16 protein-coding genes are annotated in these 15962 nt (G+C 70.5%); 2 read left to right on the forward strand and 14 right to left on the reverse strand.

Going from position 1 to position 15962, the window contains the following annotated elements:
• Positions 1-376 precede the first annotated feature (376 nt).
• The 8 genes from erm to G127AT_RS06465 form a co-directional block, all read right to left on the reverse strand.
• Positions 377-1135, reverse strand: a complete 759-nt coding sequence (gene erm, locus G127AT_RS06430; protein ID WP_210901882.1) for a 23S ribosomal RNA methyltransferase Erm — start codon at positions 1133-1135, stop codon at positions 377-379.
• 864 nt (positions 1136-1999) lie between these two features.
• Entirely contained in the window at positions 2000-2656 is a 657-nt protein-coding gene (locus tag G127AT_RS06435) for a dihydrofolate reductase family protein (RefSeq protein ID WP_210901186.1), read from the reverse strand.
• Between the two features lie 117 nt (positions 2657-2773).
• Positions 2774-3316 (reverse strand): hypothetical protein, encoded by a 543-nt coding sequence (locus G127AT_RS06440; RefSeq protein ID WP_244857785.1) that lies wholly within the window; start codon positions 3314-3316, stop codon positions 2774-2776.
• Complete coding sequence (locus G127AT_RS06445; RefSeq protein WP_210901188.1) at positions 3313-4242, reverse strand: SDR family NAD(P)-dependent oxidoreductase; 930 nt, start codon at positions 4240-4242, stop codon at positions 3313-3315. Before G127AT_RS06445 ends, G127AT_RS06440 begins: the two co-directional genes overlap by 4 nt.
• Positions 4239-4610, reverse strand: coding sequence for a chorismate mutase (locus G127AT_RS06450; RefSeq protein WP_210901190.1), 372 nt, complete (start codon positions 4608-4610; stop codon positions 4239-4241). Before G127AT_RS06450 ends, G127AT_RS06445 begins: the two co-directional genes overlap by 4 nt.
• A gap of 327 nt (positions 4611-4937) precedes the next feature.
• Positions 4938-5705 (reverse strand): hypothetical protein, encoded by a 768-nt coding sequence (locus G127AT_RS06455; protein ID WP_210901192.1) that lies wholly within the window; start codon positions 5703-5705, stop codon positions 4938-4940.
• Positions 5702-6607, reverse strand: coding sequence for an ABC transporter ATP-binding protein (locus tag G127AT_RS06460; RefSeq protein WP_210901194.1), 906 nt, complete (start codon positions 6605-6607; stop codon positions 5702-5704). Before G127AT_RS06460 ends, G127AT_RS06455 begins: the two co-directional genes overlap by 4 nt.
• Positions 6604-6963 (reverse strand): GntR family transcriptional regulator, encoded by a 360-nt coding sequence (locus tag G127AT_RS06465; protein ID WP_210901195.1) that lies wholly within the window; start codon positions 6961-6963, stop codon positions 6604-6606. Before G127AT_RS06465 ends, G127AT_RS06460 begins: the two co-directional genes overlap by 4 nt.
• A gap of 78 nt (positions 6964-7041) precedes the next feature.
• On the opposite strand from G127AT_RS06465, the gene lpdA reads away from it, so the two are divergent.
• Positions 7042-8439, forward strand: coding sequence for a dihydrolipoyl dehydrogenase (gene lpdA / locus G127AT_RS06470; RefSeq protein WP_210901197.1), 1398 nt, complete (start codon positions 7042-7044; stop codon positions 8437-8439).
• On the opposite strand, the gene G127AT_RS06475 is transcribed toward lpdA, so the two are convergent.
• The 6 genes from G127AT_RS06475 to G127AT_RS06500 all read right to left on the reverse strand — a co-directional run bounded on the left by G127AT_RS06475 (position 8429) and on the right by G127AT_RS06500 (position 14557).
• Positions 8429-9700 carry a hypothetical protein gene (locus G127AT_RS06475; RefSeq protein ID WP_210901199.1) on the reverse strand — a complete coding sequence of 424 codons (1272 nt, stop codon included), beginning with the start codon at positions 9698-9700 and terminating at the stop codon, positions 8429-8431. The genes lpdA and G127AT_RS06475 overlap by 11 nt on opposite strands.
• The gene (locus tag G127AT_RS06480) at positions 9697-10467 is read right to left on the reverse strand and encodes a hypothetical protein (protein WP_210901201.1); all 771 of its coding nucleotides are present in this window, start codon (positions 10465-10467) and stop codon (positions 9697-9699) included. Before G127AT_RS06480 ends, G127AT_RS06475 begins: the two co-directional genes overlap by 4 nt.
• Positions 10468-10564: 97 nt before the next feature.
• Positions 10565-10810 (reverse strand): hypothetical protein, encoded by a 246-nt coding sequence (locus G127AT_RS06485; RefSeq protein WP_210901203.1) that lies wholly within the window; start codon positions 10808-10810, stop codon positions 10565-10567.
• A gap of 1 nt (position 10811) precedes the next feature.
• A complete protein-coding gene (locus G127AT_RS06490) occupies positions 10812-12332 on the reverse strand; it encodes a molybdopterin-dependent oxidoreductase (RefSeq protein ID WP_210901205.1) in 1521 nt (506 codons plus the stop codon).
• 261 nt (positions 12333-12593) lie between these two features.
• A complete protein-coding gene (locus G127AT_RS06495; protein WP_210901207.1) occupies positions 12594-14201 on the reverse strand; it encodes a solute symporter family protein in 1608 nt (535 codons plus the stop codon).
• Positions 14198-14557, reverse strand: a complete 360-nt coding sequence (locus G127AT_RS06500) for a DUF485 domain-containing protein (protein ID WP_210901209.1) — start codon at positions 14555-14557, stop codon at positions 14198-14200. The genes G127AT_RS06495 and G127AT_RS06500 overlap by 4 nt, the downstream gene beginning before the upstream one ends.
• Before the next feature lie 193 nt (positions 14558-14750).
• Between G127AT_RS06500 and G127AT_RS06505 the strand changes: the two genes are divergently transcribed.
• Complete coding sequence (locus G127AT_RS06505; protein ID WP_210901211.1) at positions 14751-15962, forward strand: sensor histidine kinase; 1212 nt, start codon at positions 14751-14753, stop codon at positions 15960-15962.

Here is a 15962-nt window from a genome sequence, read left to right on the forward strand (position 1 = left end):
GGAGTGCCGACTTCCCGGCACTCCCACGGGAGATCGGCACTCCTAGCACGACCCCCACGGGAGATCCGCACTCCTGCGGGAGATCGGCACTCCTACGTCGACGTGGGTGGGTGGGTGGGTGGCTGCCCGGCCTGCCCGGCCCTGAGCCTGGCGCCGACTCGGGTGCCGCGCAGACGTCGTCACCACCCATGCGGCGAACACGGAACGGCGCTGCAAGCGGCAGCGGCAGACGGCACTGCAAGCGGCGGCGGCAGACGGCACTGCAATTGGCGGCGGTAGACGGTGCCGCAAGGGGCGGCGGGTTGGGGCGCGGTAAACGGCGCCGCAAACGGCCGCGGTATACGGCGCCGCGAGCGGCGGCAACTCGCGGCGGTGGCTAGCGGCGACGCACCGCCGCCCACAGCGCGGCCCAGTCCTCGGGGGCGAGCCGGCCCGGGAGAGCGTCGGCGGGGAGGCCGCGGGCGGCGAGGAGGCGGCGGGCATCCGGAAGCGGGCGCGGGGCGCGGGCGAGCACCTGTGCCAGTCCGCGCCCGCGGCCGCGGAACACCGCCGCGACATACGCCTGGTACGCGCGGCGTTCGCCCCACGGAACGAGCGGTTCGGTGCGCCGGTGCACGGTGAACAGTCCGGCATCCACCGAGGGGATCGGCCGGAACGCCCGCGCCGGCACCCGCCGCTCGAGCCGGAACGCGAACCATGGCGCCCACTGCGCCGTCAGCAGGCTCGAGCCGCCGACGCCGGTGCGGCGCCTGGCGACCTCCCACTGCGTGAGCAGCACCGCGTCGGTCCAGCCGGGTGCGGCCAGCAGCCCGCGCAGCATCGCCGTCGTGATGTGGAACGGCACGTTCGAGACGACGGCGTGCGGGGTGTGCGGATGCCGCCAGGCGAGCGCATCGGCGGTGACGACGTCTGCGCGGCGCCCGAGCCGGCGGCGCAGTTCGGCGGCGCGGTGCGGGTCGATCTCGACCGCGGTGAGGGGCCGGCCGAGCCGGGCGAGCGGATGCGTGAGGGCGCCGCCGCCGGCGCCGAGCTCGAGCAGGGGGCCGCCGGTCGCCGCGGCGAGTTCGACGACGCGGTCGATCACGGCGCGGTCGACGAGGAAGTTCTGCCCGAGTTCGTGGCGGCCGCCGGGCAGCGCGTGGGGGTCGCCGCTCGGCGGGTCGTGGCGGGCGCCGGAGCCGCCGGGCCGGGCGCGCTGGCCGCCGGAACCGTTGTGCGGCGGGTCGTGGCGGGACGCGGCGGATACGCGGCCGGGCCGCGCATCCGATCCGCGGTCGGGCCGGTGCGGGGCGGCGCCGCGCCGGGCGGCGGGCGTGTTCGATGAGTGGATGCGGGAACGTGCGCGCACGAGAAGACTCCGTTTGCCGAGATGGACGGCCGGGGTCGTGGAAGCAGACACCCGGCGATGGTCATCGCTGGGCGGAGCGGTGCGTGAAGAAGCCCCTCCGCCTCAGGCGGTACGGGGCCGAATGATCATCTCGAAGCACGACATAGGCAGCGACACTACCAGAGCAGGCTGCGCCCCGTCGAGGGTCGCGCGGCGACTCAGCCGAACCCCGACCCGCACCGCCGTCTCCTCAGGAGTGCTGACTTCCCGTGGGAGTGCCGACTTCCCGGCACTCTGACGGGAGATCGGCACTCCTAGCACGACCCCCACGGGAGATCCGCACTCCGAGCGCGTTCCATCCGGGAGAGCGGCACTCCTGCGGGAGATCGGCACTCCGAGGACGACGTGCACCGCGCACAGAAGGCCGCAACGCACGTGCCCAACGGGTGAACGGCACGTTGGAAGCGGGCTGCGCGCGAGTGCGCGTGGGCGGATGAGGGCGCGCGAGTGCGCGTGGGCGGATGAGCGCGCGCGGGTCACTCGGCGCAGACATCGCGCAGCTGGCGGCGCGCAGCGGGCGGCGCGCGGCGGGCGCGCAGCGGGCGCGCGGGTCGCCCGGCGCAGGCGGCGCGCACCGGGCGCGCGGCGCCTCAGCGCAGGATCGGCGGCGCGTCAGCGCCGGGTGAGGGTGAGGTGGACGACGCCGCTCGGGGCGGCGACGGCCTCGATATCGTAGCGGGATTCGAGGCCCTCCAGCCCGTCCCAGAGCCGCACGCCGCGGCCGAGGAGGATCGGCGCCTGCACGATGTGGGCGACGTCGATGAGGCCTTCGGCGAGGAAGTCGCGCACGACGGTCGGGCCGCCGCCGATGCGCACGTCGAGCCCGCCGACGGCTTCGCGGGCGAGCTCGAGCGCTTCGCGCGGGCTCGCGTCGATGAAGCGGAACACGGTGCCGCCCTCCATCTCGAGGTCGGGCCGCGGGTGATGGGTGAGCACGAACACGGGCGTGTGGAACGGCGGATTCGGCCCCCACCAGCCGCGCCATTCGGCGTCGGTGCCGAGATCCACCCACGGCCCGTGCTCCGGGCTGAACTTGCCGCGCCCCATGATCTCGGCGCCGACGCCATGCTCGTGCCGCTCGGCGAAGGCGTTGTCGACGCCCTCGCCGCCGCCCGGCTCGCCGTTCATGGTGTGCCACATGCGGGTCTCGAACATCCACTCGTGCATGCGCTGGCCGGCGTGCCCGAACGGCGCGTCGAAGCTCAGCCCCTCGCCCGTGCCGAAACCGTCGAGGGAGATCGAGAAGTTGTGGACCAGAACGCGCGACATGGGGCCTCCGAGGCGAGTGGATGCCCCGACGCTACCGTCGCGCGGGTCGGTCGTCACCTATTCGGGGACGCGCGGCGGCACGCCGGCGGGTGTGGATGCCGCGATGCGGCGCCGAGTTCACGCCCCGTCGGGCGGGTGCACGAGCAGATCGACGCGTTCGGCGAGGTAGGCGTCGAAGGGGGCCGGCGCGGCACCGGGGCTCCAGCGCACCAGGGGCTCGCCGCCGACGATGGTGAGGGGGCTCGCGGCATCCACCGGCTCGAGGGGCCGGGCCGCGAAGTTCACGACCTCGCCGCGCTCGAAGGGGCCCTGGAACGCGGCGGCGCGATAGGCACGGCGTTCTTCACCCGAGGCGGACTGGTAGTTCGGGTGGCCCGGCGGCACGGCCCGGGTCGTCGGCCCGGCCGCGAGGAGCGTTCCGTCGCGGGCGAGCAGGAACACGCCGAGCCGCCACACGCGGCCGATCGGGCGCATCTTCGCCCGGCGGCGGATGCTGTAGCGGCGCCGCTCGGGCACGAACTCGGCGAGCGCTTCGTCGCGGGCGCCGGCCTCGGCGAGTGCCGCGGCCGCGCGCACCCCTGCCGCGCGCACGTGCTCGAGCGCGGCCGCGGCATCCGGCCCACCGCCAGCACCCCCGGCGCCCTCCCTCGCCCCGCTCACGGCAGGCGCAGCTCTCCGCCGAGCACCCCGTCCAGGAACCCCCACACGCGGGCGCCGGTCTCGGGCGAGGCGCTCGTGCGGGTCGGGCGCTGGCGTTGCGGGGTGCCGCGCGTCAGGAACCTCGGCCCCCAGAAGTCGCCGCCGCGCACCCCGGCCGCGGTCGCGGCGTGCACGACGGGCAGCGCGCCGACGTCTTTGCCCTGCGCGATGGGGGCCTGCAGTGCGTCGGCGAAGCGGTCGGCACGGCCGGGCTCGTTGACGCCCGGCACGCGGGGCGTGCGCCCGCTGATCGAGTACCCGGGGTGGGCGACGAGGCTCGCGACGGGGACGCCGGCGGCGCGCAGCCGCCGGTCGAGTTCGAAGGCGAAGGCCTGCACGGCGATCTTCGACTGCGCGTAGGCGCGCCAAGCATCGTAGCCGTGCTCGAGCTGCAGATCGCCGACACGGAAGGTCGACAGGCGGCTCGACAGCGAACCGAGCGACACCACCCGGGCCGGTGCCGCGCCGAGCGAGTCGGCGAGCGCCGGCAGCAGCCGGGCGATGAAGAGGGCGTGGCCGATGAGGTTCGTGGCGAGCACGAGTTCGTTGACGTCGGGGCTCGTCTGCCTGCGGGCGGGGGTGTGCACGATGCCGGCGTTCGCGATGAGACCGTCGACGGGGGTGGATGCCAGCCGCTCCGCTCCGGCGCGCACCGAGGCGAGTGAGGAGATGTCCATGAGGTGGGGTTCGAGGGCGGCTGCGGGGTGGCGGGCGCGGATGGCGCGCGCTGCGGCATCCACTCGGCCAGCGTCGCGGCCGCTCAGCACGACGGTCGCTCCGGCTGCGGCCAGGCGTGCGGCGGTGAAGAAGCCGATGCCGCGGCTCGCGCCGGTGACGATGATGCGGCGCCCGGTCTGGTCGGGCGGCTCGGGCGCCGTCGCGGTCATGGCGCGGCGGGCGCCCCGCCGTCGGCCGCCGGGGCGGGGGCATCGCCGTTCGCGGAACCGGCGATCTCCTCGTGGTGCTGGATGACCTCGGCGACGACGAAGTTGAACCACTTCTCGGCGAACGCCGGGTCGAGGTGGGCCTCCTCGGCGAGCGCACGCAGGCGGGCGATCTGGCGCCGCTCCCGCTCGGGATCGCTCGGCGGCAGGCCGTGCGCGGCCTTCAGCCGGCCGACCTGCTGGGTGAACTTGAAGCGTTCGGCGAGCAAGTGGATGAGGGCGGCGTCGATGTTGTCGATGCTCGAGCGGATGCCGAGCAGCTCGGTCATCGCCGCGTCACGTTCGTCGAAGCTCTCGCCCGGTTCGGTCATGCGACGAGCCTACCGGCGACCGCCGGCGGGGCGGCAGCCCGGATCGCGCGGGCCGGGGCATCCACCGCGGGGCACGAAGGTGTGCGGGGGCGGATGCCGGCACGGCACCCGATTCCGTACCGGGCATCCACCCCCGCCCTGCCCTCGAGTCTCGCGCAGGCCCCCGGCCCGCGCATCGGCCGCGAGGGCCATCGGCGTCATCCGAGAGGATGATTCCGCCAGGCATGCGGCGGGCCGCGGCATCCGCCCGAATGGATGCCGCGGCCCGCTGACCCGGCCGGCGCCGGGGCCCGGCACGCACCCGGCCTGCCGCCGGGCGCGGCCCGATCAGCGCGGAGTGGCCCAGCGGATCACGAGGTACCCGGTGATCGCGAACACGACCGCGAGGGCCAGCAGGAGCGAGAAGCCGCCGACGATGCCGATCGAGGCGAGCCAGGCGATCACCTGGGGCCAGAGGTCGGCGAGGGTCATCCAGGCGACGAAGCCGAGCAGCAGCGCGACCGCCGAGAACAGCAGGACCATCATGCCCTTGATGCGCCAGCGCATGTAGACCGTGGTCACGCTCGCCCCGATGAAGAGCACGAGCAACTGGAACGCGAACGTCGTGTAGAAGTCGACGAGCCAGCCCTGCTGCCCGTACCAGAGGGCATTGAACATCGACAGACCGATGCCCCAGCCGTCGGTGGCCTTCTCGATCTGCACGAGCGTGGCGATGCCGACGGCCATCTCGGTGGCGACGATCGTGAAGATGAGGGCGGTGCCGAGCCAGTAGTCGCGGCGGGTCGCGCCGAAGCCGAGCGCGAAGGAGAAGGTGTAGGCGATGGCCTGCACGCCCACGGCGACGAGGTACCACTGGGGCGAGATGACGGCCCAGCTGTAGCGCATGCCCTCCTGGATCTCGGTGCGCGGAACGCCTGCGCCCTGGACGATGAGCGCGATGACGGCGCTGACGGCGAAGGCAACGCCGAGGATCATCCACGGCACCCCGAACAGGACGTTGGAATTCACGGTGTGCAGGCGGGCGATGCGCCAGATCTCGCCGACGCGGAATCGGCGGTGGTCGGTGACGACGCGGGTGTCGGCGACGGCGGTCATGCTGCGGCCTCCCCTTCGGTGGAGCCGGCGAGGTCTGCGCCGGTCAGGTGGACGATGAGCTGCTGGAGCGAGACGGGTGCGAGCTCCAGGCCGAGTTCGGCGGCGCGGATGCGATCGGGCTGCTCGAGGCGGCCGTCGATCGTGACCGAGGCGAGCCCGCCGATGCCCTCCGTGCCGATCACGGGGCGGTCGGCGACGAACTGGTCGACGACGGCGCGGGGGCCGGCGATGGTGGTCGCCGATCCGCGCACCTCTTCCGCATCGCGGTCGAGGAGGATGCGGCCCTGGTCGATGAGGATGATGTGCTCGAGCAGGTTGGCGACCTCATCGATCAGGTGCGTGGAGAGCACGATCGTGCGCGGATGCTCGGCGTAGTCCTCGAGGAGCCGGTCGTAGAAGATGTGCCGGGCGACGGCGTCGAGGCCGAGGTAGGGCTCGTCGAAGAACGTCAGCGGGGCACGGCTGGCGAGCCCGACGATGACGCCGACGGCCGAGAGCTGCCCGCGGCTGAGTTTCTTGATGGGGCGCTTCAGCGGCAGCCGGAAGTCGGCGATGAGGCGCTCGGCGAAGGCCTGGTCCCAGTTCTCGAAGAACCACGGGGCTGCCTTGAACACGTGCCGGGGCGCGAAGTCCTCGGGGTAGCGTTGCGACTCGGCGATGAAGCAGAGGTTCCGCAGCACGTCGGAGTGCTCGGCGGGCGTGCGGCCGAAGACCTCCGCCTCCCCGGCATTCGGGAAGAGCTGGCCGGTCAGCAGCTGCATGATGGTGGTCTTGCCTGCTCCGTTGCGGCCGAGGAGGCCGTAGATGCGGTTCTCGGCGAGGGTGAAGTCGACGGCGTCGACGGCCGTGAACTGCCCGTATCGCTTGGTGAGGCCGGTCGCCTTGACGACGATCTGGCTCATGATTCGATCCTTTCCGCGCGGACGAGTGCCGCGAGTTCTTCGATGTCGATGCCGAGCTTGTCGGCTTCGACCAGGAGGGGCCTGATGTACTGTTCGGTGAATTCCGCGCGACGCCGTTCGATGAGCGCCCCTCGCGCTCCGATGGCCACGAACATGCCGATTCCTCTCCGTTTCTCGACGAATCCGTCGTCGACGAGGCGATTGACGCCCTTCAGCGCCGTCGCCGGGTTGATGCGATAGAAGGCAGCGAACTCGTTGATCGAGGGGATCTGCGCGCCTTCGGCGAGGGAGCCCTCGATGATGTCGTTCTCGATCAACTCGGCGATCTGCTGGAAGATCGGTCGTGATTCGTCCATACCGGCCTTAGTTCATTAGTTAGTTGCTCGACTAACTAACCACCTAACCGGGGGTCTGTCAAGCCCTAGGCTGACGTCATGAGCCACTTCGACCTCGTCATCCTCGGCGCCGGCCCCGGCGGCTACGTCGCCGCCGTCCGCGCCGCACAGCTCGGCCTGAAGACCGCCGTCATCGAAGAGCGCTACTGGGGCGGCGTCTGCCTGAACGTCGGGTGCATCCCCTCGAAAGCACTGCTGCGGAACGCCGAACTCGCCCACCTCTTCCGCGAAGACGCATCCACCTTCGGCATCACCGGCGAGGCGAGCTTCGACTTCGGCGCCGCCTTCGACCGCAGCCGCGAGGTCGCAGCCGGGCGCGTCAAAGGCATCCACTACCTGATGAAGAAGAACGCCATCACCGAGATCGACGGCCGCGGCGTCTTCCGCGACGACCGCACCATCGACGTCACCGGCCCGGAAGGCGTCGCCCAGACCGTCACCTTCGACCACGCGATCATCGCCACCGGCTCGCAGGTGCGGCTGCTGCCGGGCGTCGAGCTCTCCGAGAACGTCGTCACCTACGAATCGCAGATCCTCACCCGCGAACTCCCCCGATCCATCGCCATCGTCGGCGCCGGCGCCATCGGCATGGAATTCGCCTACGTGCTGAAGAACTACGGCGTCGACGTCACCATCGTCGAGTTCATGGACCGCGCCCTGCCGAACGAAGACGTCGAGGTCTCGAAGGAGATCCAGAAGCAGTACCGCAAGCTCGGGGTGCCGATCCTCACCTCGACCCGGGTGGATGCCGTCACCGACCGCGGCTCGTCCGTCACCGTCGACTACACGGGCTCCGACGGCCAGACCGGCAGCCTCGAGGTCGACCGCGTGCTGATGGCCGTCGGCTTCGCCCCCAACGTCGACGGTTTCGGCCTCGAGCACACCGGCGTCGCCCTCACCGACCGCGGCGCGATCGGCATCGACGAGTACATGCGCACCAGCGTGCCGCACATCTTCGCCATCGGCGACGTCACCGCCAAACTCATGCTCGCCCACGTCGCAGAGGCCCAGGGCGTCGTCGCCGCAGAGACCATCGCCGGCGCCGAGACGATGGACCTCGGCGACTACCGGATGATGCCCCGCGCGACCTTCTGCCAGCCGCAGGTCGCGAGCTTCGGACTCACCGAGCAGCAGGCCCGGGATGCCGGCTACGACGTCGTCGTCTCCAAGTTCCCCTTCTCGGCCAACGGCAAAGCCGCCGGCCTCGGCGACACCACCGGCTTCGTGAAACTCATCGCCGACGCGAAATACCTCGAACTCCTCGGCGGCCACCTCATCGGCCCCGACGTCTCGGAACTGCTCCCCGAACTCACCCTCGCCCAGAAATGGGACCTCGGCGCCCTCGAACTCGGCCGCAACGTGCACACGCACCCCACGCTCTCCGAAGCGCTGCAGGACGCGATCCACGGCCTCGCGGGGCACATGATCAACCTGTAGGGGGATCTGCAAGGGCGGATACCTGCCCTTGCAGCCCTGGCGGGTCGGATCGCCGGCCGGCACGTCGGCGTATCCGGTCGAACGCCGTCGACCGGCGACGGAGACTCGCGACGGCTCCCAGGAATCCCGCATAAACCGCGATGAGCCCAGGCGGCCACAGCCAGGCCGCGAGCCACGGAGCACCGTCCCCGAGGAAGAACATGGCGGTGACGGCTCCTGCACCCAGGACGCTGAGGGACAACGCCCGAAGCGCCGGGCCGAGACCGAGATGCCGTGCATCTCGCATCGTGTACACCACCGGTTGCCCTCGGTGACGGGCGAGATCATCCGCCTCATCCCACCAGGTATCGCTCATGCGCATGACCGCACGGTCAGCCCGCCGAACAGCGGATGCCCGAACGAGTTGTGCAAGCAATCCGACCCCGATCGCCGTCAGCAGAGCCGGCCCCAACACGTGCCGCGCGGCAATGTGGGCGGCTTCTGCGACCATCGACCCGAGCACGCACAGCAACCCCGCCGCGGTCGCCGTTGCGATCACGGCGCGCGAGAGGGAATCGATACGTCGATAGCGTTCGGACACCGGTTCGAGAAGCCGAGTTGCGGCCTCGTCGTCGACACGGCACTTCTCTTCGAAGGCCAGTTGTTCCGGATCTCGGATTCCGGTGATCGAGGGAAGGATCCCCAGGCATCGAACCTCGTACAGGAGCACTTCCCGATCGACGTTCGAAGCGTTCCGCTCGATCGGGAGCCGGGCATGCCCCGACACCTGCAGCGCGAGCACGAAGCGGGCCAGACCGGCCAGGCCATCCGGCGTCATCGATGGGAGCGGCTTCGCTGAAACGAGCAACCGGAATGCGGTACCGCTCTCCGAGGCGAACGCATACTCGAGCGCGTGAGCGAACGCCCAGCCCGAGTACCTCCGGCGGAGTTCGATGATTTCGTCGGCAGGAACCTCCCGGCCCCGAACCCGCACGATGCACGCGGTCTCGTTCCACTCGACCCGCGGGTACCTGCGCACAAGGACGACCGAAATGACCGCGGCCCAGACGATGGCCCCGCCGAACAGAGACCAGAGCCATGGCGTCGGGACCCCGCCTGCGGCGAGCATCGGCCCGGCGAATGAACTGGACGCCAGGGAGGCCGACGCCGCGAGGGCCCACACCGCTGCCAGGGATCCCCGAAGGCCCGGCCCCGACAATCTGGTGACGACCGCATGTGCGCCGGCTTCGGCGCTGTGCGCGGTCGACGTCTGTCCGCTCACGCGGCCGACCCGCTCGCCGCGGATCGGACGTCGAGCGTTGCGAGGTCGGCGATCAGCTCGCGTGGCCCCGCCTCGGTCGTCCCTCGCTTCCCGGCAAGACCGGAGTGCAGCGGCGCATCCGCCGAATCCGAAGCGAACGCACCCGCGAGGCTGCCGGCGAACCGGCGGAGCGTGGCGACTCCGTCTGCATCCAGCGCAGTGAACGGCTCGCCGGTCATAAGCATCCGAAACTTCGGGCCGCCTTCTGGCACGAACGTGTACGTGAGGTATTGCGACGAGCCTTTGCCCGAGAGCTTGCGGTGGATGCGGGTGAGCTGGAGCACCGGAACCGTCCGACCGCGCACGTGCACCGTGCAGCCGGGTTCAACCCACATGACACGCGGGAAGGTCACCACGGTGATCGCCGAGAGCATCAGGCCCTCGCACATGGCAACAGTGAGCGCCGCCCATAACCACGGCAGCGGTCGCGCTGCGAACAGCGGCGCGACGAAGCGGCTGAGCAGCAGACCGGTCATCAGCGACATCAGGATGATGAGTCCGATGGATTTTGGCAGCACCGGCGGGGACAGTCGAATCATGGTGTGGACATCATGGCAGCCCGCGCGACGCCGAGCGAGAGTTCGCGCCAGAAAACTGTGTGGCGTGCCGCGGCATCCGCCGGCCGCCCGCACCGAAAGCAGGCCGAAGCGACCGCGCGTCGCCGAAAGCAGGCCGAATCGGCATGCGTGGTGCCCGCGTGGCCTGCTTTCGGGACACGCGGCACTCACAGGGTGCGGCGGAGCGGCACGGGGCGGCGGCAAGCGCGCGGCGCGGCGGCGGCAAGCGCGCGGCGCGGCGGCGGCAAGCGCGCGGCGCGGGGGCCCCTCAGCCGACGAGGCGGAAGTCGCCGGCGCGGGCCAGGGCGGCGGCGATCTCGCCGGTGTCGGGGGCGACGGACTCGCGGTGCTTGATGTAGAGGCGGGCGGGCCCGGCATCCGCCACCTCGAAGGTCGCGGCGCCCACGCCGAGCTCGGCGAAGCGATCGTAGAGGGCCTGCAGGGCGCGCCTGACCTCGTCGTCGGTGCGGATGCCCGACACCTGCAGCCTGGTCGTCGTGACGTGATCGGGCACCTCAGATCCTTCCGTTGAACACCTGCAGCGCCGAATCCTCGCGCGTACCGCCGCGGCCGTCGCCGTAGTCGGCGTAGTCCGCGATCCAGCGGATCGAACGCACCCATTTGACGTGCTTGTAGCCGTGGTTCGACTCGACCCTGAGGCGCGCCGGTGCACCGAGGTACAGGTCGATGGGGGCGCCGTTGCGCTCGTAGGCGAGGATCGTGTCGTCCTCGAACGCCGTGTCGAGGTCGATCGCCGCATAGAACGGCTCGCGCGGGCGGTTGTCGATCATCTTCTGCGCGAGGCCGTACGAATCGACCAGCACGTACCGCGCAGCCTCCGGCTTCGGCCCGAGCAGGGCGAGGAGGTCGCGCAACCGCACGCCCGTCCACCGCGACGTCGCCGACCAGCCCTGCATGCAGCTGTGCGTGGCGATGTACGAGGCCTGCGGCAAGGCGCGGAGATCGTCGAGCGTGAGGGTCTTCGACGCACCGCTGCCGGTGTCGTCGCCGATCGTGACCGTGTACCCCTCCCAGTCGCGGTCGCGCGCGGCGATCCACTCCTCGGACTCCTCGGCCGTCGGCGGCAGGCCGTTCGTCCAATGGAACTCCGAGATGTCGGCGTCCGTGTAGCTCTTCTGCGCGTCGAGGCGCGGGCGCATCCGGTTCAGGAACACCTTGCGGCCGAGCTCGGTGAACCAGGCGAGGAAATGATGCGTGCGCACACGGTCGGCGAGCGTCAGATAGCTGAGCGCGATCCACACCACCACGACCGCGACGATCGTGCCGATCATGATGACGAGCGCCTGCGCGTACCTGGCCGTGTCGACGTCGCCGAAGACCATGTGCACCACGTTGTGCTCGCGATGCACGAGGAACACGAGGCTCACATGCATGACGATGAAGCCGCACATCAGCACCATCGCGATGAAATGCAGCGACCTGGCCCCCTGATGCCCGCCCCAGAACTTCACATACCAGGGGTAGCGGGAGCGGATCGCCGGCGACATCGCGAGCCCGGTGAGCATCATGAACGGCGCCAGGATGAAGATCACGAAGGAGTAGCCGAGCATCTGCAACGCGTCGTAGGGCTGGAAGTGCTCGATCGACGGGACGCCGAAGCCGAGGTAGATCACGAAGGAGTCCCACGCCTCGGGGATCACATCCCACGAGGTCGGGATGATCCGCCGCCACAGCCCGGTCGCGAACAGCAGCACGACGTAGACGACGCCGTTCAGCACCCACAGCATGACCGACAGGCCGTGCCAGTGCCGCCCGAGGCCCACATTGCCGCGGCCCGGCAGTCCGATGAGCGGGGAGAGGGACTTCTCGTCCATGAGGGAGGTGTAGACGCCCTCCTCTTTCGGCAGCTTGCGGCGGGTGAACCGCAGCCATTCGGTGCCCGGCGCCGAATCCTTCCGCCACCAGAGCCTCGGCAGCGATGCGAGGATCTCCCACCCGGAACGCAGCAGCATGCCGATGAGCAGGAAGTTGATGAGATGCGTCGCCCGCAGCCAGAACGGGAAATCAGGGTTCATCGCACGCCCCCCAGCGTCGTCGGTGCCCGTCGAGCGCGATTCAACCACATCCGCGCCCCGTACGGGGGGCGACACAGCGGGACGGCGGGCGGATGCCGCGAGCGCAGCACAAGCGGAGGCGAACGGATGCCGCGGGCGCAGCACAAGCGACGGCGAACGGATGCCGCGAGCGCAGCAGAACGGGGGCGGATGCCTCACGGCATCCGCCCCCGTCGGTTCGACGGCGCGGTCGGGGCAGGCGTTCCGACCGCGCCGCGGCCTTTAGTGGTCGGTCGCCTTCTCGGCGCCGACGCCCGTGAGGGAGCGGACCTCCATCTCGGCCTGCTTCTCGGGGTCTTCCTTCGTCTTGTCGGTGACGGTTCCGAGCCAGCCGAGGAAGAACGCCAGCGGGATCGAGATGATGCCCGGGTTCGACAGCGGCACGAAGTGGAAGTCGACGCCGGGGATCATCGACGATGCGCCGCCGGAGACGACCGGCGAGAACGCGATGAGCACGATCGCCGAGATCAGTCCGCCGTAGATGCTCCAGAGCGCGCCGCGGGTGGTGAAGCGCTTCCAGAACAGCGAGTAGATGATCGTCGGCAGGTTCGCCGAGGCCGCCACCGCGAAGGCGAGGGCCACGAGGAAGGCGATGTTCTGCCCGTTCGCGCCGATGCCGCCGATGATCGCGACGATGCCGATGACGACGACCGTGCGGCGGGCGACCTTGACCTCGGCGCCCGGAGCGGGCTTGCCCTTCTTCACGACGCTCGCATAGATGTCGTGCGAGAAGCTCGCCGCGGCGGTGATCGTGAGGCCGGCGACGACCGCGAGGATCGTCGCGAAGGCGATCGCCGAGATCAGGCCGAGCAGGAACGGGCCGCCGAGCTCGAACGCGAGCAGCGGTGCCGCCGAGTTCGCACCGCCGGGCGCCGCCTTGATCTTCTCGGCGCCGATGAGGGCCGCCGCGCCGTAGCCGAGCACGAGGGTGAACACGTAGAAGATGCCGATGATCCAGATCGCCCACACGACCGACTTGCGGGCCTCCTTGGCCGTCGGCACCGTATAGAAGCGCATGAGCACGTGCGGCAGCGCCGCGGTGCCGAGCACGAGGGCGAGGCCCAGCGAGAGGAAGTCGACCTTCGTGATATCGCTCAGGCCGTACTGCAGGCCCGGGTTCAGCACGGCGGGGTTGTTCGCCGTCTCGACCGCGCGCTCCAGGAGCTCGGAGAAGTTGAAGCCGTTCAGGGCGAGCACCCACACGGTCATGACAGCCGCACCGGCCACCAGCAGGCAGGCCTTGATGATCTGCACCCAGGTGGTGCCCTTCATGCCGCCGATGAGCACGTAGAGGATCATCAGGCCGCCGACGACGGCGATGACGACGCCCTGGCCGACCTTTTCGTTGATGCCGAGCAGCAGCGAAACCAGACCGCCGGCTCCCGCCATCTGCGCGAGCAGGTAGAAGAAGCAGACGACGAGCGTCGACAGGGCCGCGGCGATGCGCACCGGACGCTGCTTCAGACGGAACGACAGGACGTCGGCCATCGTGAACTTGCCCGTGTTGCGCAGCAGCTCGGCGACGAGCAGGAGCGCGACGAGCCAGGCCACGAGGAAGCCGATCGAGTACAGGAAGCCGTCGTAGCCGTTGACGGCGATCGCACCGCAGATGCCGAGGAACGACGCCGCGGAGAGATAGTCGCCCGAGATCGCCATGCCGTTCTGGCCGCCCGTGAAGGAGCGGCCGGCTGCGTAGTAGTCGCTCGCGGTCTTGTTGTTGCGGCTCGCCCGGAACACGATCACCAGGGTGATCGCGACGAACGCGGCGAAGATGCCGATGTTCAGCCACGGGTTGCCGGCGGTCGTGGCCGCCTCGAAGTGGAACGTCATCGACCCGCCTCCTGTTCGATCTCGTCCTCGATCTCGTTGCGGATGTCAGCGGCGATCGGGTCGAGCTTCTTGTTCGCGTAGCTCACGTACCACATCGTCACGGCGAAGGTCGTGACGACCTGGGCCAGGCCGAGGATGATGCCGATGTTCACGTGGCCGAAGACGGGGGTCGACATGAAGTCGGTCGCCCACCCGGCGAGGACCACGTAGAGGAGGTACCAGACCAGGCACACGGCGAGCACGGGGAAGACGAACTTCCGGTGGCGGCTCCGCAGGGTCTGGAACTCCTCGGATTTCTGGACGGCGCCGAAGTCGACCGACTCGGTCTCCTCCGCGCTCAGGGCTTCATTGCCCATGACGTCTCCTTCGAAGGGGTGTTGGGGATACCGACGGACGGCAGGGCCCGCCGTCGCTGTTCACTGCGCGCCCCACTCTGGCGCGTCGGAGGGCGCGTGTGAACCGTTCGCCGCTCGTCGTTCGGTGAACGGCATCCATCGTGCGACGAACGGTCGGGCGCACGGGTCGAAGCGAACGGCTACCGTGGTCACCATGCCCGAGTCGATGATGCTCGCCGCCGCCATCGGCGTCGCCGCCGGTGCGGCCGCGGTCGGGCTCGTGCTGCTGCTTCGGCGCATCGTGCTGGCTTCGAAGGATCTCGGCACCGAGGCCGAGCAGGCCACCTACCAGACGCTGCACCTCGCATCCCGCGCCGCGAAGCACCTGCGCGGCGGCCTCGCCGGCGCCGACGCCGCCCGCGCGAGCCGGCACCTCCGCACCCTGCTCGAGGCCGAGACCCTCGCCATCGCCGACGCCGAGGGGGTCGTCACCATCGACGGCGACGAGGCCCTCCGGGCGGCGGCGACCCGCCTGGCACGCGACATCGTCGCAAGCGGCAAGCAGCGGGTGGATCGGCGCATCCCCACCCCCCACGGCGAGACCGACGCCGTCGCCGCCCCCGTGTTCGCGGGCCAGCGGACCGTCGGAGCGATCATCGCGTTCGCCTCCCCCGTTCGGGCCGGCCTCGTCAGGGCGACCGGCGAGGTCGCCGACTGGGTCGCCGCCCAGGTCGAACTCGCCGAGCTCGACGCGAACCGGGCCGCCCTCGCCGAAGCCGAACTGCGCGCGCTGCGCTCGCAGATCAGCCCGCACTTCATCTACAACTCGCTGAACGCCATCGCCTCGTTCATCATCACCGACCCGGCGAAGGCCCGCGAGCTCGTCCTCGAATTCGCGGATTTCACCCGGTACTCGTTCCGCCGGCAGGGCGACTTCACGACCGTCGCCGAAGAGCTGCGATCCATCGACAGCTACCTGCGCCTGGAACGGGCCCGTTTCGGCGACCGGCTGCGGGTCACCCTCCAGATCGCGCCCGAAGTGCTCTCGACCGTCATCCCATTCCTGTCGATCCAGCCCCTCGTCGAGAACGCCGTACGCCACGGCCTCGAGGCCAAGGAGGGCGGCGGCCGCATCACGATCACCGCAGAGGACGCGGCCGCGTTCGCCCACATCAGCGTCGAGGACGACGGCGTCGGCATCGACCCCGACATCGCCGAACGGGTGCTGGCCGGCGGATCCCCCGGCGAGCACGTCGGCCTCCGCAACGTCGACGCCCGGCTCCGGCAGGTCTACGGCGACGAGCACGGCCTCGTCGTCGAGACCAACCTCGGCGCCGGCACCCTCGTGCGGATGCGAGTGCCGAAGGCCCACCCGGCACGCGCCTCCGAAGCATCCACCGGCCCGGTGCGGCGAATGCGAGACTGA

It is taken from the genome of Agromyces archimandritae (assembly GCF_018024495.1).
In the GTDB taxonomy this organism is placed as follows: Bacteria; Actinomycetota; Actinomycetes; order Actinomycetales; family Microbacteriaceae; genus Agromyces; species Agromyces archimandritae.